At 68.1% G+C, this 18,888-nt stretch carries 18 protein-coding genes; 10 read left to right on the forward strand and 8 right to left on the reverse strand.

The genetic code is table 11. From position 1 onward, the window contains the following. The first annotated feature begins 107 nt into the window (after positions 1-107). Complete coding sequence (secG, locus tag KEC57_RS07260; protein WP_229383906.1) at positions 108-356, forward strand: preprotein translocase subunit SecG; 249 nt, start codon at positions 108-110, stop codon at positions 354-356. After that, on the forward strand, positions 356-712 hold the full coding sequence (locus KEC57_RS07265; protein ID WP_229383907.1) for an RNA polymerase-binding protein RbpA: 357 nt from the start codon (positions 356-358) through the stop codon (positions 710-712). Before secG ends, KEC57_RS07265 begins: the two co-directional genes overlap by 1 nt. Before the next feature lie 81 nt (positions 713-793). Here KEC57_RS07265 and pgl read toward each other — a convergent pair whose 3' ends face one another. Genes pgl through tkt form a run of 6 tightly spaced genes read right to left on the reverse strand, consistent with a single transcriptional unit; the run spans position 794 to position 8,978 of the window. Further along, positions 794-1,573: a 6-phosphogluconolactonase gene (gene pgl, locus KEC57_RS07270; protein ID WP_229383908.1), complete on the reverse strand. Its 780-nt coding sequence runs from the start codon at positions 1,571-1,573 to the stop codon at positions 794-796. 17 nt (positions 1,574-1,590) lie between these two features. Further along, positions 1,591-2,550, reverse strand: coding sequence for a glucose-6-phosphate dehydrogenase assembly protein OpcA (locus tag KEC57_RS07275; protein ID WP_229383909.1), 960 nt, complete (start codon positions 2,548-2,550; stop codon positions 1,591-1,593). Next, the gene (zwf, locus tag KEC57_RS07280) at positions 2,547-4,097 is read right to left on the reverse strand and encodes a glucose-6-phosphate dehydrogenase (protein WP_229383910.1); all 1,551 of its coding nucleotides are present in this window, start codon (positions 4,095-4,097) and stop codon (positions 2,547-2,549) included. The genes KEC57_RS07275 and zwf overlap by 4 nt, the downstream gene beginning before the upstream one ends. A gap of 14 nt (positions 4,098-4,111) precedes the next feature. Further along, positions 4,112-5,734, reverse strand: a complete 1,623-nt coding sequence (locus KEC57_RS07285; RefSeq protein ID WP_229383911.1) for a glucose-6-phosphate isomerase — start codon at positions 5,732-5,734, stop codon at positions 4,112-4,114. After that, entirely contained in the window at positions 5,731-6,852 is a 1,122-nt protein-coding gene (gene tal, locus KEC57_RS07290; RefSeq protein ID WP_229383912.1) for a transaldolase, read from the reverse strand. The genes KEC57_RS07285 and tal overlap by 4 nt, the downstream gene beginning before the upstream one ends. Positions 6,853-6,869: 17 nt before the next feature. Beyond that, complete coding sequence (gene tkt / locus KEC57_RS07295; RefSeq protein WP_229383913.1) at positions 6,870-8,978, reverse strand: transketolase; 2,109 nt, start codon at positions 8,976-8,978, stop codon at positions 6,870-6,872. A 359-nt stretch (positions 8,979-9,337) separates the two neighbouring features. Between tkt and KEC57_RS07300 the strand changes: the two genes are divergently transcribed. Next, on the forward strand, positions 9,338-10,279 hold the full coding sequence (locus tag KEC57_RS07300) for a heme o synthase (protein WP_229383914.1): 942 nt from the start codon (positions 9,338-9,340) through the stop codon (positions 10,277-10,279). A gap of 58 nt (positions 10,280-10,337) precedes the next feature. Here KEC57_RS07300 and KEC57_RS07305 read toward each other — a convergent pair whose 3' ends face one another. Continuing rightward, entirely contained in the window at positions 10,338-10,787 is a 450-nt protein-coding gene (locus KEC57_RS07305) for a dinucleotide-utilizing enzyme (protein WP_229383915.1), read from the reverse strand. An 88-nt stretch (positions 10,788-10,875) separates the two neighbouring features. Next, complete coding sequence (locus tag KEC57_RS07310; protein WP_229383916.1) at positions 10,876-11,865, reverse strand: COX15/CtaA family protein; 990 nt, start codon at positions 11,863-11,865, stop codon at positions 10,876-10,878. Between the two features lie 255 nt (positions 11,866-12,120). On the opposite strand from KEC57_RS07310, the gene sufB reads away from it, so the two are divergent. The 7 genes from sufB (at position 12,121) to KEC57_RS07345 (ending at position 18,819) form a co-directional block, all read left to right on the forward strand. Beyond that, positions 12,121-13,539, forward strand: a complete 1,419-nt coding sequence (sufB, locus tag KEC57_RS07315; protein WP_229383917.1) for a Fe-S cluster assembly protein SufB — start codon at positions 12,121-12,123, stop codon at positions 13,537-13,539. Beyond that, entirely contained in the window at positions 13,539-14,729 is a 1,191-nt protein-coding gene (sufD, locus tag KEC57_RS07320) for a Fe-S cluster assembly protein SufD (RefSeq protein ID WP_229383918.1), read from the forward strand. The genes sufB and sufD overlap by 1 nt, the downstream gene beginning before the upstream one ends. Next, positions 14,726-15,052, forward strand: a complete 327-nt coding sequence (locus tag KEC57_RS07325; protein WP_229383919.1) for a non-heme iron oxygenase ferredoxin subunit — start codon at positions 14,726-14,728, stop codon at positions 15,050-15,052. The genes sufD and KEC57_RS07325 overlap by 4 nt, the downstream gene beginning before the upstream one ends. A gap of 14 nt (positions 15,053-15,066) precedes the next feature. Next, the gene (gene sufC, locus KEC57_RS07330) at positions 15,067-15,861 is read left to right on the forward strand and encodes a Fe-S cluster assembly ATPase SufC (protein ID WP_229383920.1); all 795 of its coding nucleotides are present in this window, start codon (positions 15,067-15,069) and stop codon (positions 15,859-15,861) included. A 9-nt stretch (positions 15,862-15,870) separates the two neighbouring features. Then, on the forward strand, positions 15,871-16,200 hold the full coding sequence (locus tag KEC57_RS07335) for a metal-sulfur cluster assembly factor (protein WP_229383921.1): 330 nt from the start codon (positions 15,871-15,873) through the stop codon (positions 16,198-16,200). A 76-nt stretch (positions 16,201-16,276) separates the two neighbouring features. After that, complete coding sequence (locus KEC57_RS07340; protein WP_229383922.1) at positions 16,277-17,437, forward strand: MalY/PatB family protein; 1,161 nt, start codon at positions 16,277-16,279, stop codon at positions 17,435-17,437. Further along, positions 17,434-18,819: an MFS transporter gene (locus tag KEC57_RS07345; protein WP_229383923.1), complete on the forward strand. Its 1,386-nt coding sequence runs from the start codon at positions 17,434-17,436 to the stop codon at positions 18,817-18,819. Before KEC57_RS07340 ends, KEC57_RS07345 begins: the two co-directional genes overlap by 4 nt. Positions 18,820-18,888 lie beyond the last annotated feature (69 nt).

The raw sequence follows: 18,888 nt of genomic DNA on the forward strand, positions 1-18,888 counted from the left end.
AACTACTTTCCGGTCGTTGGGCGAGCGGAGCGAGACGAAACGGCGCAACCCGTATACTTGTCCCTTGTGCGATCGGCGACCGATCGCAGCGAAAGGCTTCAACGACTGTGCAGATCCTCGAGTTCGTCCTGCAGGTGCTTCTCGGCATCACCAGCCTCCTGCTGACCCTTCTCATCCTGCTCCACAAGGGGCGTGGTGGCGGCCTGTCCGACATGTTCGGCGGCGGCATGACTTCGGCGCTCGGCTCCTCGGGTCTCGCTGAGCGCAACCTGAACCGGTTCACCGTCGTGCTCGCGCTGGTGTGGTTCGTAGCGATCGTGGCCCTCGGCCTGATCACGAAGTTCCAGGCGCTCTGATGGCTACCGGAGGCAACGCGATCCGCGGCACCCGAGTCGGCGCGGGACCCATGGGTGAGCAGGACCACGGCTTCCACGCCGACCGCGTGGCCGTGTCGTACTGGGATGCCCTCGGCAACGAGACGGTTCGCTACTTCGCTGCGGGAATCCCCGAAGAGGAGATCCCCGAGACGATCGACTCTCCGCACTCGGGCCTTCCGGCCGGTCGTGACAAAGAGAACCCGCCTGCGGTTGCGAAGACCGAGCCATACAAGACGCACCTCGCCTACGTGAAGGAGCGTCGCACCGAAGAAGAAGCCGTCGCGCTTCTCGACGATGCGCTCAAGCAGCTGCGTGATCGACGCGGTCAGAGCTGACGACGACAACGTACAGAAGAGCGGATGCCGTGACACGGCATCCGCTCTTCTCGTCTGTCCGGTGTAAGAACCGGTCGTGCGTCAGTACTCGCGGTCGATGAGATCCGGCGGAACCTGCGAGGCAGCCGCCTGGTCGATGAAGAAGATCGTGCGCTTGCGCCCCTTGGCGCCGGCTGCCGGAACGCTCGCGTAACTCGCGCCCGCGAGGGCGAGGCCCAGTGCCGATGCTTTGTCGGCGCCTGCCATGACCAGCCACACGCGCTTGGAGCTGTTGATCACGGGCCGGGTCATCGTGACGCGCTCGGGCGGAGGCTTGGGGGAGTCCCGCACGGAGACGACGGTGCGATCGGTGATCTGGATCTCGGAGCGGTCCGGGAACAGTGAGGCGATGTGCCCGTCCGGTCCGACCCCCAGGAAGCACACGTCGAACGACGGCCATGCATCGATCGAGCTCGGGAATCCGGCGAGCTCGTCGGCATAGGCTGCCGCAGCGGCATCCAGATCGGCGCCCTCGTCGCTCGCGAGCACCGAGTGGATGTTCGCGGCGGGGATGTCGAGTGCGTCGAGGAGAGCCTCGCGGGCTTGCTTCTCATTGCGATCCGGATGCTCCCGAGGTACGAAACGCTCGTCGCTCCACCAGAAGTGCGCGCGTGACCAATCGATGCGCTCGAGTCGGGGGTTGCGAGCCGCCGCAGCGAGCACCGCGGATCCCATGGAGCCGCCGGTCAACGAGATGTGCGCGAGCTTGCCTTCATCGATGCGCTTGGCCACACGGCTGAGGAATCGGGCCGCGACCGCATCGGCGAGGGTGGCGGTGTCGGGACTGATGACGACGCGTTTCTCGGCCCAAGCTTCAACCATCCGCGTCTCATCCTCGCTCATCGACCCTGCGTCGCCTTCGTCGCCGGCTGATCGAGCAGTGCCCAACCCTCGGTGATCACTCGACCATACAGGACGTCCGGGTCGAGCCGACGAAGCTCCTCCGCCAGGCACTCGCGCAGCGAACGACGGGGGAAGGCGAGCTCGTGGCTGGGCTGGCCGGGCTGCGTCAGGATCGCCGTACCGGGCGACGGGCGCTCCAGGAGCACTTCGCCGCTCTGACGAACGAGCGCGACCGACTTGATGCCGTGCGGCCACTCGTCGGCGTCGAGATACGCCCAGTCGACGGGGACGTCCAGCGCGAGGCGCAGCCACGCCGCAAGGAGCGCGGTCGACGGCGAGTCGGATGCTCCGCGCACCCGCACGCCGATGACGGGCTCGTACGGCGGCTGGTCGAGGATCGCGGCCAGCTGCTCGCGCCAGCGCGTCAGGCGCGTCCACGCGAGGTCGGTGTCGCCCGGCGCGTACTGGCTGCCGAGGTCGGCGACCCATTCCGAAGGATCGGACTTGGTCGCGGCATCCGTGATCCGGCGCTGAGCGATCCTGCCGATCGACGTCTTCGAGATGTGCTCGGGTGTGCGGTTCGGCCACCACACCACGACCGGCGCATCCGGCAGCAGCAGGCCGGTGACGAGGCTCTCGAGGTTGGAGTGCCCCGCCTCACCGAACGCGCGCAGAGTGACGACTTCGCTCGCGCCGGCGTCGCCGCCGACCCGGATCTGTGCGTCGAGACGGGATTCCGCCTCGAGGCCGTCGCCGATCATCAGCACGATGACCCGCATGGGATGCTCGCGCGACGCATCGTTGGCGGCTTCGATGACCTCTTCGACCGCGCCTTCGCGCGTGAGGATGATCAGCGTGAGCACGCGGCCGAGCGCGACGGCTCCGCCTTCTTCTCGCACGCTGACCAGCGCCCGGGAGATCTTGCTGACGGTGGTGTCGGGCAGATCGACGATCACGGGCGCCTCCAGCTACGGCCGTCGCGGGAGAGCATCTCGTCCGCGGATTCCGGGCCCCAGGACCCGGGAGAATACTGTTCGAGCGGGCCGCCCTGCGCGTCCCAGAACTGCTCGATCGGGTCGAGGATCTTCCATGAGAGCTCGACCTCCTCGTGGCGAGGGAACAGCGGCGGGTCGCCGAGGAGCACGTCGAGGATCAACCGCTCATAGGCCTCGGGACTGGCTTCGGTGAAGGCATGGCCGTAGCCGAAGTCCATCGTGACGTCGCGCACCTGAGCGCCGGCACCGGGAACCTTCGATCCGAACCGGATCGTGACACCCTCGTCGGGCTGGACGCGGATCACGAGGGCGTTCTGGCCCTGGCCGGACGTCTGATTGCGAGAGAACAGCTGCTCGGGAGCGCGCTTGAACACGACTGCGATCTCGGTGACGCGGCGTCCCAGACGCTTGCCGGTGCGCAGATAGAACGGCACGCCTGCCCAGCGACGAGTGTTGACCTCGAGGGTGACAGCGGCGTAGGTCTCGGTCGTGGATTGCGGGTTCATCCCGTCTTCCTCGAGGAACCCGAGCACCTTCTCGCCGCCCTGCCAGCCGCCCGCGTACTGACCGCGAGCGGTGGAACGACCGAGGTCGGCGGGCAGGGTGACCGCCGCGAGAACCTTCTCCTTCTCGGCGCGAAGATCCTTCGCGTCGAACGAGATCGGCTCCTCCATCGCCGTGAGGGCCATCAGCTGCAGCAGATGGTTCTGGATGACGTCACGGGCTGCGCCCACGCCGTCGTAGTACCCCGCGCGACCGCCGACGCCGATGTCTTCGGCCATGGTGATCTGCACGTGGTCGACGTAGTTGCGGTTCCAGATCGGTTCGTACAGCTCGTTGGCGAAGCGCAGCGCCAGGATGTTCTGGACCGTCTCCTTGCCGAGGTAGTGGTCGATGCGGAAGATCGAGTCCGTCGGAAACGCCGACCGAAGCACGTCGTTCAGCGCGCGCGCCGAGGTGAGATCGTGTCCGAACGGCTTCTCGATGACGACTCGCCGCCATCGGTTGGTCTGGTCGGCGGTGTCGTCCACCAGTCCCGACGCCTTGAGCTGCTCCGCCACCAGAGGGAACGCCTTGGGCGGGATCGAGAGGTAGAACGCGTGATTGCCCATCGTGCCGCGCTCGGTGTCGAGGCGATCGACGGTCTCGCGCAGGCGGCGGAACGCATCCGGGTCGTCGAACTCGCCGGAGACGAATCGGATTCCCTGCAGCAGCTGCTGCCAAGTCTCGTCACGGAACTCGGTACGGGCATGCTGCCGTACGGCTTCGTAGACGACCTGTGCGAAGTCCTGGTCCTCCCAGTCGCGGCGTGCGAATCCGACGAGTGCGAACCCCGGAGGCAGCAGACCGCGGTTGGCGAGGTCGTAGACGGCGGGCATGAGTTTCTTACGGGAGAGGTCTCCCGTAACTCCGAAGATGACGAGCGCGCTCGGACCGGCGATGCGGTTGAGGCGACCGTCTTCGGCGTCGCGCAGCGGGTTCTGCCCGTGCGAGATCTCGACAGTCATGGGGCGGTGGGCTCCTACTGGGCCGCTTCGAAGAGCGAGAGCACTTCGATCTGCGGGTCGGTGAGGGTGAGGGTGACGACGGGGCGACCGTGGCCTTGCGCGAGCACGCTCGCGTCGCCGGCGGCCTGCGCCTGGATGAGCTCGCCGAACGTGAACGGGCGGTCCGGGATCTCGAGGTCGACGTCTGTCTGCTCGAGGATCTGAAGGAACACGCCGTTCGCCGGTCCGCCCTTGTGGTACTGACCGGTCGAGTGCAGGAACCGGGGGCCCCAGCCGAAGGTCGTCGGACGACCGGAGTCGGCGGCGACCAGCTCGCGCAGGCCCGTGAGCTGGGGCAGCTCGAGGCGGTTGACGTAGGCCTGGATGGCGACGTAGCCGTCTTCGGGGATCTGTGCCCACAGCGCGTCGAGGACGCCTGCCACCGACCCCGATACGGCGAGCTGCGGGTCGGAGACACGCACCTCGACGCCTTCGACGGTGAACGCCGGGGCGGTCGGGTCGGGCCGTGCGTCGAGCAGGCCGCGGGTGGCGATCTTGGCGGATTCCACATCGGGCTGATCGAACGGGTTGATGCCGAGCATCGATCCGGCGATGGCCGTCGCGTACTCCCACACGACGAACTGCGCGCCCAGCGAGCCGCTGATGACGATCTCGCCCTCGTGGTGCTCGAAGAGGTGGAACTTCTTGGCCTCGTCGACCAGGCGGACGATCTGCAGGTCGGCCGGCGCGCTGTCGATCTCGGGCGAGACGGGGAGAAGCACGACGGGCAGGATGCCGATGCCCCCCTTGCCGGTGGACTCGGCGACCAGCTGCTCGATCCAGTCCGGCAGCCCGACGATGTGCGTGCCGTCGGTGATCAGGCCCAGCTTGTCGCGACGCGGCTCGCCACCGGCGATCGCCGCGGCGAGCACCAGGGCGGGGTTGTCGGGGCTGTCGATCGCCACCTCGAGCAGCGACGCCTCCGCCTCGTCGAGGAGCTCGGAGATGTCGACGCCCGCGAGGCCCGCGGGCACGAGACCGAAGGCGGTGAGCGCGGAGTACCGGCCCCCGACGGTCGGGTCGGCGTTGAAGACGGTGTAGCCGTCGGCCCGTGCCGCCTGATCCAGGGGTGAACCGGGGTCGGTGACGACGACGATGCGCTGCAGCGGATCGATGCCGAGGTCGCGGAACGCGGCCTCGAAAGCCCGCTTCGCCGAGTCGGTCTCGACGGTCGCCCCCGACTTCGACGACACCACGAGAACCGTGTGGGTGAGCCCGCCGGCCTCGGCATCGCCGTCGAGTGCGGCGAGCACCTGTCCGGGCGCGGTGGAGTCCAGGATGACCAGGGGCACGCCCGCGGTCTGGGCGATCACCTCGGGTGCGAGTGATGAGCCGCCCATCCCGGCGAGCACGACGCGCGTGACGCCCTGGGCGACGAGCTGCACGCGCAGCGCCTCGATCTGGGGCACCAGCGGCCGGGACACGCTGACGGCCTCGACCCAGCCGAGGCGCTGCGACGCCTCGTCCTCGGCGGCAGTGCCCCACAGAGCTGCGTCGCCCGCCGTGATGCCCGACGCGACGAGGCTGGAGACCAGCCCCGGAAGCGTGGCATCGACGACGGACTTGACGTGCCCGCTCAGGTGGATGTCAAAGCTCATCGAGCGGCCTCGAGGGCGCTTTCGAGCGCCGACTTCACCGTGCCCTGCAGGTCGTGCCACGAGGCGATGAACTTCTCGACGCCTTCATCCTCGAGCACCTGGGTGACGTCGTCGAAGTCGACGCCGACGGCGGCGAGATCGGCGAAGACCTTGTGAGCCGCCTCGTAGGTGCCGGTGACGGTGTCACCCGCGATGGCGCCGTGATCGAACGTGGCCTCGAGCGTCTTCTCGGGCATCGTGTTGACGGTGCCGGGAGCGACGAGCTCGGTCACGTAAAGAGTGTCGGGAAGGTCCGCCGACTTGACGCCGGTCGATGCCCAGAGCGGCCGCTGCACATTGGCGCCGGCATCCGTCAGCGTCTTCGCGCGGTCGGAGGAGAACTCCTTCTCGAACAGCTCGTACGCGAGCCGCGCGTTTGCGATGCCCGCGAGCGACGCGAGGCCTGCGGCCTCGTCGGTGCCGATCACGGCGAGGCGCTTGTCGACCTCGGTGTCGACGCGCGACACGAAGAACGAGGCGACGGAGTGGATCCCGGACAGATCGTGTCCGTTCGCCTGAGCCTTCTCGATGCCGGAGAGGTAGGCGTCGATGACCTCCGCGTAGCGCTCGAGGCTGAAGATCAGGGTGACGTTGACCGAGATGCCCTCGGCCAGCACCGCCGTGATGGCCGGAAGGCCAGCCTTGGTCGCGGGAATCTTGATGTGCACGTTGGGACGTGCGACCTTCGCCCACAGTTCTTTTGCCTGCGCGATGGTCGCGTCGGTGTCGTGGGCGAGGTCGGGGGAGACCTCGATCGACACACGCCCGTCCACGCCGGCCGTCGCGTCGAAGACGGGACGGAAGATGTCGGCCGCGTCGCGGACGTCGTCGGTGGTCGCGGCGAAGATCGCCTCGTCCACCGTGGCGCCTGCGCGGGCGAGCTCGGCGATCTGGCCCGAGTACGCGGGGCCGCCGCCGCCGATGGCGCTCTGGAAGATCGTGGGGTTGGTGGTCACTCCGCTGACGTTGCGTGTGCTGATGAGCTCGGTCAGGTTGCCGGACGTGATGCGGTCGCGCGACAGGTCGTCGAGCCAGATGCTGACGCCCTGGGCGGTGAGCTGCTGGGTGTGGGTGCTCATGTGCGTTCTCCTCGGTACTACTGGGCTGCCGGGCCGGCTGCCGCGAGGGACTCGCGGGCTGCCAGGACGACGGCGTCGGCGGTGATGCCGAACTTCTCGAACAGGGTCTTGTAGTCGGCGGATGCGCCGAAGTGGTCGATCGCGACGGAGCGGCCGGCGTCGCCGACGATGCCGCGCCAGGTGAGCGCGGATCCGGCCTCGACCGAGACGCGCGCCTTGACGGCGGCGGGGAGGACTTTCTCTTGGTAGGAGGCGTCCTGCTCGGCGAACCATTCCAGTGAGGGTGCCGACACGACGCGGGCGTTGATGCCCTCGGCCGCGAGGGTCTCGCGTGCGGCGATGGCGAGCTGCACTTCGGAGCCGGTGCCGATGAGGATCACGTCGGGCGTGCCGTTCGGGGCTTCGGCGAGGATGTACGCGCCCTTGGCGACGCCGGCGGTCGAGGCGAAGACGTCGCCGGAGGCGTCTGCGTCGCCGCGGGCGAGCACGGGGATGTTCTGCCTGGTCAGCGCGATGCCGGCCGGGCCGTCCTTGCGGCGGAGGATCTCCAGCCATGCGGCCGAGGTCTCGTTCGCGTCGGCGGGGCGCACCACGGTGAAGTTCGGGATGGCGCGCAGCGTCGCGATCTGCTCGATCGGCTGGTGGGTCGGGCCGTCTTCGCCGAGCGCGACGGAGTCGTGGGTCCAGACGAAGATCGACGGGATGTCCATCAGCGCGGCCAGACGCACCGAGGGGCGCATGTAGTCGCTGAAGATGAGGAAGGTGCCGCCGAAGGCGCGGGTCGGTCCGTGCAGCACGATGCCGTTGATGATCGCACCCATGGCGTGCTCGCGGATGCCGAAGTGCAGCACGCGGCCGTAGGGGTCGCCCGACCACTCGTGGGTCGACCATTCCCCGGGGATGAAGCTCTTGGCGGCCTTGATGGTCGTCAGGTTCGACTCGGCGAGGTCGGCCGAACCGCCCCACAGCTCGGGAAGCTCCGCCGCGAGGGCGTTGATGACCAGGCCCGACGCGGCACGCGTGGAGACGTCCTTGCCGGCCTCGAACACGGGCAGGGCGGCGTCGAGGTCGGTGGGAAGCTCGCCGGCCTGGAGCCGGTCGAACAGCGCCTTGCGTTCCGGATTCGCGGCGGCCCAGGCGTCGAAGCCCTCCTGCCACACGGCGCGGTCCGCAGCGGCCCGGTCGGCGAGGGCGCGGGTGTGGGCGATCACGTCGTCGGCGACGACGAAGCTCTGCTCAGGGTCGAACCCGAGCACCTTCTTGGTCGCGGCGAGCTCGTCGGCGCCGAGCGCGGAACCGTGGATCTTGCCGGTGTTCTGCTTGCCGGGCGAGGGCCACCCGATGATGGTGCGCAGAATGATGAGCGACGGCTTGGCCGTCTCGCCCTTGGCCGCCTCGATCGCCGCGTACAGCTCGGCGACGTCCTCGACGTACTGGCCGGACTTCTTCCAGTCCACGACCTGCACCTGCCAGCCGTACGACTCGTACCGCTGGGCGACATCCTCGGTGAACGCGACGTTGGTGTCGTCCTCGATCGAGATCTGGTTCGAGTCGTAGATCGCGATGAGGTTGCCCAGCTGCTGGTGCCCGGCGAGGCTCGACGCCTCGCTGGTGATGCCCTCCTGCAGGTCGCCGTCGCCCGCGATCACGTAGATGTGGTGGTCGAACGGCGACTGCCCGGCGGCGGTCTCGGGGTCGAACAGGCCGCGCTCGTAGCGGGCCGCGTAGGCGAACCCGACGGACGAGGCGAGCCCCTGACCCAGCGGGCCGGTGGTGATCTCCACGCCCGCGGTGTGCCCGAACTCCGGGTGACCCGGCGTCTTGGATCCCCAGGTGCGCAGCGACTTCAGATCGTCGAGCTCGAGCCCGAACCCACCCAGGTACAGCTGCACGTACTGCGTCAGCGAGGAATGCCCTGCCGAGAGGATGAACCGGTCACGGCCCACCCAGTGCGTGTCGGCCGGGTCGTGGCGCAGCACCCGCTGGTAGAGCAGATATGCGGCCGGCGCCAAGCTCATCGCAGTACCGGGGTGGCCGTTACCCACCTTCTCGACCGCATCCGCTGCCAGCACACGCGCGGTGTCAACCGCGCGCCCATCGATCTCATCCCAACGCAGTTCCGACACCCGGCGCCTTTCTCGAGGAGTTAGTGCGCCCAGAATTTGCCGGTCCGCGGCCCTTGTCCGGATGGAGAAGGGGGAATCGGCGGCGGGCGCGCGTGTGGTCTCAGCATAGCGAAGGGGTATGCCACCCAGGCCATGCGGACCGCTGTGTGACAGAGTCTTGCGAACCTCGCCTCGTGCCCCGTGTCCGCACCGTGTCGCGCGGGTCACGTTCTGCTCACGCGACGCGAGGCGATGTTGTGAGGGCTAACGGCCGCCGGCACGCGCAGCACCGGCGTCGCGTCGGGCCGGGGGACGGCTTCGGGGCGACGGAGCCGATGCCATAGACTTGGGGAGTTCTGCATACGGCGATTGCGGGGGCGATGGACATCACGAAGACGGCCGGGGTCGAGGCTTCGGTCGACGGTTCCCGCCCCACCCGCCGAGGTTTCGGCCGTACCGTCCGTGCGTACGTCGCACTGATGAAACCGCGCGTGCTCGAGCTGCTGCTCGTGACCACGGTGCCGGTCATGATCCTCGCGCAGGGCGGTCTGCCCAGTCTGTGGCTCGTCGTGGCCACCGTGATCGGCGGCACCGCGAGCGCCGGATCGGCGGCGGCGTTCAACATGTACCTCGACCGCGACATGGACGCGCACATGCAGCGCACCGCCAACCGTCCGCTGGTGACGGGCGAGGTGTCGCCGCGCGGGGCACTGATCTTCGCGTGGACGCTCGCCGTCGGCTCGACCGTGTGGCTCTGGCTCGCCACCAACTGGCTGGCAGCGACTCTGTCGGTCGCCGCGATCTTCTTCTATGTCGTCATCTACACGATGATCCTGAAGCGCCGCACCGAACAGAACATCGTGTGGGGCGGGATCGCGGGATGCTTCCCCGTCCTGATCGGCTGGACGGCCGTCACCGGCTCGCTCGCCTGGCCGCCGGTGATCCTGTTCACGCTCGTGTTCCTGTGGACGCCGCCGCATTACTGGCCCCTGTCGATGAAGTACAAGGAGCAGTACGAAGAGGTCAACGTGCCGATGCTCGGCGCGACTCGCCAGGGTTCACAGGTCGGGCTGCAGGTCATCCTCTACGCGTGGGCGACCGTCGTGTGCTCGCTGCTGCTGATCCCGGTCGCAGACATGGGTCTCGTCTACATCGTCTCCGCGGTCGTCTTCGGTGGATGGTTCATCTACGAGTCGCACGTGCTCTACAACCGTGCGGTGCGCGGAACCGAGCCGCGCCCGATGCGGGTCTTCCATGCCTCGATCACCTATCTGACGCTGCTGTTCGTCGCGATCGCCGTCGATCCGCTGCTGCCGTTCTGACAGGCGTACGAGAAGAGGCCACCCGGCGAACCGGGTGGCCTCTTCTCGTACGCCTGTCTCAGCGAGATTCGGTTGTCTTGGGCTCCGCGGGCGCGGTGGTCTCGGTGGTCTCCGATGCGGTGTCGACCGCGGCGGTGTAGCCGAGGCCCTGCTCGTAGCCGTGGGCGGGTGCCGCTGTGGTGTCGTCGGCGACGGTCTCTGCCTCGCCCTCCCAGTCGATGGGCTCGACGACCTCGACGGGCGGGTGGGGGCGCAGGGTCGCAGCGGCGGCGACACCGAGCGCCAGCAGGAGGCCGATGACTCCGGCGCCGACGAGAATCGCACCGAGCTGCGCGACCGACTGGCCGACGTAGACGTCGACACCGGTGGCGGTGCCATCGGTGAGGGTCGTCGTCATCGTGCCGAGCGTGCCGTTGAGCACGTACGCGCCACCGGCGATCGTTCCGAGCGAGACGGCGACGAGCCCCCAGAACGGGATGCTGCGGACAAGGCGGGGACGGGTTGACATGTGTCGATCACTCCTCGGGATGCGCGGCCCGGATGGCTGCGACATCCGTCACGCTGTCATCCCCGTTCGTGCGGAAGCGATGTGAATCCTATGAAATGGCTGTGTGCGCTGCGCGGACCGGGGCCTTCAGATTCATGACGACCGCGGTCATCGCCGCGACGAGCATGACGGCGAGCACCATGTGGATGTTCACGAGCCAGATCGGAAGCCCGGTGCGCGCCTGCCACAGCCCGACGACGATCTGCACGAGCTCGACGGCGAGGAGGAGCCCGGTCCAGAGCGTCAGGCGCAGGGCCGGGGGAGTGCGTCGTGCGCCGAGGACGAGGACGATCGTCAATGCGAACGTGACGTATGCGGGCCACGAATGCACGTGCTGCATGAACTCGGGGTTCAGGCCGTTGCGCGCCGCGCCGCCGTCTCCCGCGTGCGGGCCGGAGCCGGTGACGAGAATGCCGACCGCCACCGTCACGAGCACCGCGAGGCTGGTCAGGTGGGTGGTGATCGCGTACCAGCGGGGCACTGCCCGCTCCCGCGGACCCGGAGTGGCGTACACGCGGACCACGAGGATGGCGGCGAGTGCGACGAGGACGACCGATGCGAAGTAGTGGAGCCCGACGACGTACGGGTTGAGGTTCGTGAGCACCGTGATACCGCCGATGATCGCCTGGAGGGGGACGTAGAGGCCGATCCCGAGCGACAGCCAGAACAGGTCGCGGCGCTCACGGCGCATCCGCACCACGAACAGGAACATGAGGATCGCGACGATCACCAGGACGAACGTCAGCATGCGGTTGCCGAATTCGATGACGCCGTGGATGCCCATCTCATGGGTGGCCACGAGCGAGTCCTCGGTGCAGCGAGGCCACGTCGGGCAGCCGAGGCCGGATCCCGTGAGCCGCACCAGGCCGCCCGTGCCGACGATGCCGATCTGCACGGCGAGGGTCGACCACGCGAGAGCGATCACGCGGCGGTCGATCGTCGTGGGAAGCCACTCCCAGAAGCGGTGCCGCACGCCGGCCACCGCGTTCAGGATGCGCCGCCAGGTTCCGGTCGATGACGTCGTCGGTTCCGCGGACATGCTGCTGGTCGCCTCCAGGGCTGGTTCCGCAGCGAGGCATCCATGGACACGCGGGCCCGGTGCCGGGACGGAACCTGTAGAATCGAGGGGTCGGTCGCGCGCGCACTTGAGGCGGCGCACCACCGACAGTCTAGGCGCGATGCTCAGCGCCGCATGAAAGGGCCCACGAGCGGCATCCCCCCTCCGGTAACTCCACCGGAGGAGCAGGAATGCCGGGACGGATCACACCGCCAGGGCCCGGAGGAGAACGTGACGATGTCTGATGTGCTGATCGACCGCCCCGAGCTGGATGGCCTGGGCGTCTACGAGTTCGGGTGGCATGATGCGGATGCCGCGGGCGCTGTCGCGCAACGCGGCATCAACGAGAACGTCGTGCGCGGCATCTCGGCGCTGAAGAGCGAGCCCGAATGGATGCTGAAGACGCGTTTGAAGGGCTATCAGCTCTTCGGACGCAAGCCGATGCCGACCTGGGGCGCCGACCTCAGCGAGATCGACTTCGACAACATCAAGTACTTCGTGCGCTCCACCGAGAAGCAGGCGCAGTCGTGGGAGGACCTCCCCGAGGACATCCGCAACACGTACGAGAAGCTCGGCATCCCCGAGGCGGAGCGTCAGCGCCTCGTCGCCGGCGTCGCGGCACAGTACGAGTCCGAGGTCGTCTACCACCAGATCAACGAAGAACTCGAGAAGCAGGGTGTCATCTTCATGGACACCGACACGGCGCTGCGCGAGCACCCGGAGTTCTTCGAGGAGTACTTCGGCACCGTGATCCCCGCCGGCGACAACAAGTTCGCCGCGCTGAACACGGCCGTATGGTCGGGCGGCTCGTTCGTCTACGTCCCTCCGGGCGTTCATGTCGAGATCCCGCTTCAGGCGTACTTCCGCATCAACACCGAGAACATGGGCCAGTTCGAGCGGACGCTGATCATCGCCGACGAGGGATCGTACGTGCACTACATCGAAGGCTGCACCGCCCCGATCTACAAGTCCGACTCGCTGCACTCCGCAGTCGTCGAGATCATCGTCAAGAAGAACGCCCGCGTGCGCTACACGACGATCCAGAACTGGTCGAACAACGTCTACAACCTCGTCACCAAGCGCGCTGTCGCACACGAGGGCGCCACCATGGAGTGGATCGACGGCAACATCGGCTCCAAGGTCACGATGAAGTACCCGTCCATCTTCCTGATGGGCGAGCACGCCAAGGGCGAGACTCTGTCGGTCGCGTTCGCTGGTCCCGGACAGCACCAGGATGCCGGCGCCAAGATGATCCACATGGCGCCCTACACCCAGTCCTCGATCGTCTCGAAGTCGATCGCGCGTGGCGGTGGACGCGCCGGATACCGCGGCGAAGTGCGTGTCGACGCCAACGCCCACCACTCTGCGAACACCGTGCGCTGCGACGCCCTGCTCGTCGACACCAAATCTCGCTCCGACACCTACCCGTCGATCGACATCCGCGTCGACGACGTGCAGCTCGGCCACGAGGCGACCGTCTCGAAGGTGAGCGAGGAGCAGCTGTTCTACCTCATGAGCCGGGGCATGCCCGAGGACGAGGCAATGGCCATGATCGTGCGCGGCTTCATCGAGCCGATCGCCCGAGAGCTGCCGATGGAGTACGCGCTCGAACTCAACAAGCTCATCGAGATGGGCATGGAAGGATCCGTCGGCTAGTGAGCTCTGTGACTCAGGCCCCCGCCACCATTCCCGGTGCGAAGGGCCACTCCGATGGCGCCGGTGCGTTCGTTCCGGTGCAGACCCGGTCCGAGCGCCTGCGCTCCTATGACCCCTCCGACTTCGAGGCGCCCGTCGGGCGCGAGGTGAACTGGAAGCACACGCCGGTCGCGCGACTCGAGCGTCTTTTCGCAGACGCCGCCGGCGACGCCGGGGCGGTTTCGCTCGTCGTGTCCGGACCGCTCGCGGCCGGGAGCCTCGAGATCGGCGCCACTCCGCGCGGCGAGGTGTTCGTCCCCGAAGACCGGTCCGCCGCGGTGGCCTGGAGCCGCTCCGCCGAGGCCCTCTACATCTCTGTGCCCGTCGAAGCCGAATTCGACGAGCCGATCGTGATCGAGGCCGTCGGCGGTGGCGCCGATCTCGTCGCTCATTCGCACGTCGTGATCGAGGCATCCCGTCACAGCCGCGCCACTGTGGTGCTCCGCCACGTCGGCGCCGCGCAGTTCGCGCAGAACGTGGAGATCATCGTCCGCGAGGGTGCCCATCTCGAGATCGTCACCGTGCAGCGGTGGGACGACGAGGCCGTGCACGCGGCATCCCACCAGGCCCGCGTCGAGCGCGACGCCACGCTCCGTCACATCGTCGTCAGCTTCGGCGGCGGCGTCGTGCGGGTGAACCCAAGTGTCGAGCTCGCCGGCACCGGCTCCCGCGCCGAGCTGTTCGGGCTGAGCTACTCCGACGCCGGCCAGCACCTCGAGAGTCAGGTGTATCTGCACCACAAGGGCGCCGAGACCTCTGGCGACGTCCTCTACAAGGGCGCGCTTCAGGGCGCCGGCGCACGCAGCGTCTGGATCGGCGACGTTCTCATCGGGCCGGATGCCGTGGGCACTGATTCGTACGAGGCCAACCGCAATCTGGTGCTCACCGACGGCGCCCGTGCCGAGTCGATCCCGAATCTCGAGATCGAGACGGGCGATATCCGCGGTGCGGGTCACGCCAGCGCCACCGGGCGCTTCGACGACGAGCAGCTTTTCTACCTGCAGGCGCGCGGGATCTCCGAAGACGAGGCGCGACGCCTCGTCGTCCTCGGGTTCCTCTCCGAGATCGTGCAGAAGATCGGTGTCCCCGAACTCGAGGTCGAGCTCTTCGCCGCGATCGAAGAAGAGCTCGCCCAGGTGGTTGTTCGATGACCGCTCAGCGCGTGTGCGCTCTCAGCGATCTCGAGCAGGATGCCGCCGTGCGCTTCGAGGTCGACGGGGTGGCCATGGCCGTCGTGCTCGACTCGAACGGTGAAGTGCACGCTATCGGAGACACCTGCACACATGGCGACATCTCGCTCGCCGAAGGCTTCATCGACGGCGACACGCTGGAATGCTGGGCCCACGGCTCGGCGTTCTCGCTCCGCACCGGTAAGCCCTTGAACCTCCCCGCGTACGAGCCGGTCCCCGTCTTCGCCGTCGTCATCGACGGTGACGACGTGATCATCGACCCGGCCGTCAAAGTAGAGCTGTGAAGAAGGAAGTTTGAATGTCAGTCCTCGAGATCCGCGACCTGCACGTGACGGTCGAGACGGATGCCGGAACCACCCCCATCCTCAACGGTGTGACGCTCACGATCCGTACCGGTGAGACTCACGCCATCATGGGCCCCAACGGCTCGGGCAAGTCGACTCTCGCGTACACGATCGCCGGTCACCCGAAGTACAACGTGACCAGCGGCTCGATCGCCCTCGACGGCGAGGACGTCCTCGCGATGACCGTCGACGAGCGCGCCCGTGCCGGGCTCTTCCTCGCGATGCAGTACCCGGTCGAGATTCCGGGTGTCACCGTGACGAACTTCCTGCGCACCGCGAAGACCGCGATCGATGGCGAGGCTCCGTCGATCCGCACGTGGACCAAGGACGTCAAGGCGTCGATGAAGGCACTGCGCATGGACCCCAAGTTCGCGCAGCGCAACGTCAACGAGGGCTTCTCCGGCGGCGAGAAGAAGCGTCACGAGATCCTCCAGCTCGAGCTGCTCAAGCCGCAGATCGCCGTGCTCGACGAGACCGACTCGGGTCTGGACGTCGACGCGCTCAAGATCGTCTCCGAGGGCGTGAACCGTGCCAAGAGCGAGACCAACCTCGGTGTGCTGCTCATCACGCACTACACGCGCATCCTGCGCTACATCCGTCCTGACTTCGTCCACGTGATGGTGGGCGGTCGAATCGTCGAGGAGGGCGGGTCCGAACTCGCCGATCGTCTCGAGGACGAGGGCTACGACCGGTTCCTCCCGGCAGGCGAAGAGGAGCCCGCCGAGGCTCCCGTGAGCACCGAAGCGTAGAATCGTTACATGACCGCAACGCTCACGCCCGAGAAGTACGACGAGGTCACCGAGGCGCTCAAGGACGTCATGGATCCCGAGCTGGGGATCAACGTCGTCGACCTCGGCCTCATCTACGATCTGGGTTGGGATGACGAGAACGACGCGCTCGTCATCCACATGACGCTCACGTCAGCCGGATGTCCCCTCACCGACGTGCTCGAAGAGCAGACGGCACAGGCTCTCGACGACGTCGTGGACCAGTTCCGCATCAACTGGGTGTGGATGCCGCCGTGGGGGCCGGAGCGGATCACGGACGACGGGCGCGACATGATGCGCGCGCTCGGCTTCGCGATCTGACTCGACTCCCGTGTCCGTGGCTTCACACGGTGACGCGCGGCGGATGCCTCCGCGTCGTGCTCGATAGGCTCGAAGGGTGAGCGTCACCCCCCTTCAGGCCCTGCCGATCGATGAGCTGCGCCAGCGGACGAGCACGAAGTGGCGCAAGTATCCGCCGCAGGTCCTGCCGCTCTTCGTCGCGGAGACCGACTTCCCGCCGGCGCCGGCGATCACTGCGGCCCTCACGCGGGCGGTGCTGCTCGGCGACACCGGCTACACGCCGCCGGATCCCGGCGTGGCGACCGCGTATGCGAGCTTCGCCGCCCGCCGCTTCGGTTCCGACGTCGATTCCTCGCGGATCCGCTGGACGGGCGACGTGATGATGGGCGTGGTCGAGATCCTGCGCGCCGTCACCCAACCGGGCGACCGCGTGGTCGTGACCCCGCCGGTCTACCCGCCGTTCTACGACACGGTCGAAGAGGCCGGCGCGGTCGTCGAGCGTGTTCCCCTCCTCGACACCGGCTCGGCGTGGGAGCTGGATCTTCTCGGTATCGAGGCGGCCCTCGCCGGCGGTGCGCGGGCCGTGCTGCTGTGCAACCCGCACAATCCGACGGGCACGGTGCACTCCCGGGCCACGCTCGCGGCACTGGCGGATCTCGCCGCCGGGTTCGGCGCCGTCGTCATCAGTGACGAGATCCATGCGCCCCTCGCGCATCCCGGGGTGGTTTTCACTCCTTTCCTCGACGCATCGCCCGCCGCGGCGCGCGTGGGCTACGCGGTGACCAGTGCCAGCAAGGCGTTCAACTTCGCGGGGCTCAAATGTGCGCTGATGGTGACGGCGGACGATGAGACGACCCGCATCGTCAAGGCGCTGCCCGACGAGGTCGAGTGGCGTACCGGGCTGTTCGGCGCCATCGCGAGCGTCGCGGCGTTCTCCGAAGAGAGCGACGCGTGGCTCGATGGACTTCTGGCCGCACTCGATCAGAATCGGCTGCTCCTGGCGGACCTGCTCGCCGAGCACGTCCCCGGCGCGCGGTATCGGATCCCGGATGCCGGCTTCCTGGCGTGGGTCGACCTGTCCGATCTCGGCTGGGGCGACAACCCTGCGGTGAAGATCCGCCGCGAGGCGGACGTCGCCCTGCACTTGGGCCCGCTGTTCGGCACCGAGGGCAAGGGGCACGTCCGCATCAACTTCGGGTGCTCTCCCGAAGTGCTCCGCGAGGCCGTGGAGCGCATCGGAGCCCTGGCGAGATCGTGACGACCTCCGACGGGGACGCCGTCGGAGTCTGGCAGTCCCGCTATCTCTGGGTGACCGTCGGCGCCGTCGCGCTCGTGTTCCTGGCAGCGATGCAGTCGCTCGCGGTGACGACGGTCATGCCCGTGGTCAGCGCGGACCTCGACGGCGATCGCCTGTACGCGGTTGCGTTCGCCGGAACGCTCGCCACGAGCGTGATCGGCATGGTCGCGGTGGGTGCGTGGTGCGACCGGGGCGGGGTGCTGGCGCCTCTCACCACCGCGGTCGTGTTGTTCGTCGTGGGGCTGGTGATCGCCGGTCTCGCGCTCAGCATGCCCGCGCTGGTGGCAGGACGGCTCGTGCAGGGTCTCGGCACCGGCGGGCAGACGGTCGCACTCTATGTCGTGGTGGCGCGTGTCTACCCGCCCGCGCTCCACGGTCGCGTGTTCGCGGCCTTCTCCGCCGCATGGGTGCTGCCGTCGCTGATCGGTCCGTTCCTCGCCGGTGCGGTGACGGAGTTCCTGCACTGGCGCTGGGTATTCCTCGGTGTGGCCGGGCTCACCGTGATCGCCTTCGCCCTGGTGGTGGCGCGATTGCACGGACTCTCGCTGCACACCGATCATCCGTCCACCGAGCGGGTGTGGCCGCGCCTGGCCTGCGCGGTCGCACTGGCGGCAGGCGCGCTCGGACTCAGCCTGGCGGGCGAACTCGGTGCGTGGTCATGGGCGGCCGTCGCGGCATCCGCTCTCGTGATCGTGCTCTCGTCGCGCCCACTGCTGCCGCGCGGCACGCTCGTAGCAGCGCGAGGCCTGCCCAGCGTCGTCCTCATGCGCGGACTCATCGCCGGCGCGCTGTTCGGCGCGGAGATCTACGTGCCCTACCTGCTCATCGCCGACTACGGATTCACTCCGACATGGGCGGGGCTGGGACTGACGGCGGCCGCGCTGGCGTGGGCGGTCGCGGCGGATCTGCAGGGGCGCTTCGGTGACCGGATCGGCAACACGCGCATCACCGTGATCGGCACGGGGCTGCTCGTCGCGGCCCTCCTCTTCGCGCTCGTCACCGCTCTGCTGCTCCTGCACCCGGCGGTGATGATCGCGGGCTGGGCGCTCGCGGGCGGCGGAATGGGTCTCATGTATCCGCGTCTGACGGTGCTGACGCTGGCGTACTCGAACCCGCAGAATCAGGGCTTCAACTCGTCCGCGCTGTCGATCGCGGATTCGATCGGCACGGCGACGACGATCGCGGTGATGGGTCTCGTCTTCACAGCCCTGGTGGGAACGGATGCCGGATTCCCCGCCGTGTTCGCGATCGCCGCGGTTCTCGCGCTCGGCGCCCTCGTCCCGGGGCTGCGTCTCGGGCACGCGCATGAGATGCGCCAGGTCGGCGCCGATCGCGGCGCCTGACGCTCGCGGGAGCCCGGACACGCCGCACGAAGCTCCCGCCCGACGTCGACCGTGCCGACTCACGCCGGG

This window comes from Microbacterium allomyrinae, assembly GCF_020682705.1.
GTDB classification, from domain to species: Bacteria; Actinomycetota; Actinomycetes; order Actinomycetales; family Microbacteriaceae; genus Microbacterium; species Microbacterium allomyrinae.

Coding starts and splice junctions, on each gene's coding strand:
- KEC57_RS07305 (WP_229383915.1), bottom strand. CDS start 10,787: ATGTCAACCCGTCCCCGCCTTGTCCGCAGCATCCCGTTCTGGGGGCTC.
- tal (WP_229383912.1), bottom strand. CDS start 6,852: ATGAGCACCCACACCCAGCAGCTCACCGCCCAGGGCGTCAGCATCTGG.
- sufB (WP_229383917.1), top strand. CDS start 12,121: ATGTCTGATGTGCTGATCGACCGCCCCGAGCTGGATGGCCTGGGCGTC.
- sufC (WP_229383920.1), top strand. CDS start 15,067: ATGTCAGTCCTCGAGATCCGCGACCTGCACGTGACGGTCGAGACGGAT.
- KEC57_RS07325 (WP_229383919.1), top strand. CDS start 14,726: ATGACCGCTCAGCGCGTGTGCGCTCTCAGCGATCTCGAGCAGGATGCC.
- pgl (WP_229383908.1), bottom strand. CDS start 1,573: ATGGTTGAAGCTTGGGCCGAGAAACGCGTCGTCATCAGTCCCGACACC.
- KEC57_RS07310 (WP_229383916.1), bottom strand. CDS start 11,865: ATGTCCGCGGAACCGACGACGTCATCGACCGGAACCTGGCGGCGCATC.
- KEC57_RS07335 (WP_229383921.1), top strand. CDS start 15,871: ATGACCGCAACGCTCACGCCCGAGAAGTACGACGAGGTCACCGAGGCG.
- KEC57_RS07300 (WP_229383914.1), top strand. CDS start 9,338: ATGGACATCACGAAGACGGCCGGGGTCGAGGCTTCGGTCGACGGTTCC.
- KEC57_RS07285 (WP_229383911.1), bottom strand. CDS start 5,734: ATGAGCTTTGACATCCACCTGAGCGGGCACGTCAAGTCCGTCGTCGAT.
- KEC57_RS07265 (WP_229383907.1), top strand. CDS start 356: ATGGCTACCGGAGGCAACGCGATCCGCGGCACCCGAGTCGGCGCGGGA.
- zwf (WP_229383910.1), bottom strand. CDS start 4,097: ATGACTGTCGAGATCTCGCACGGGCAGAACCCGCTGCGCGACGCCGAA.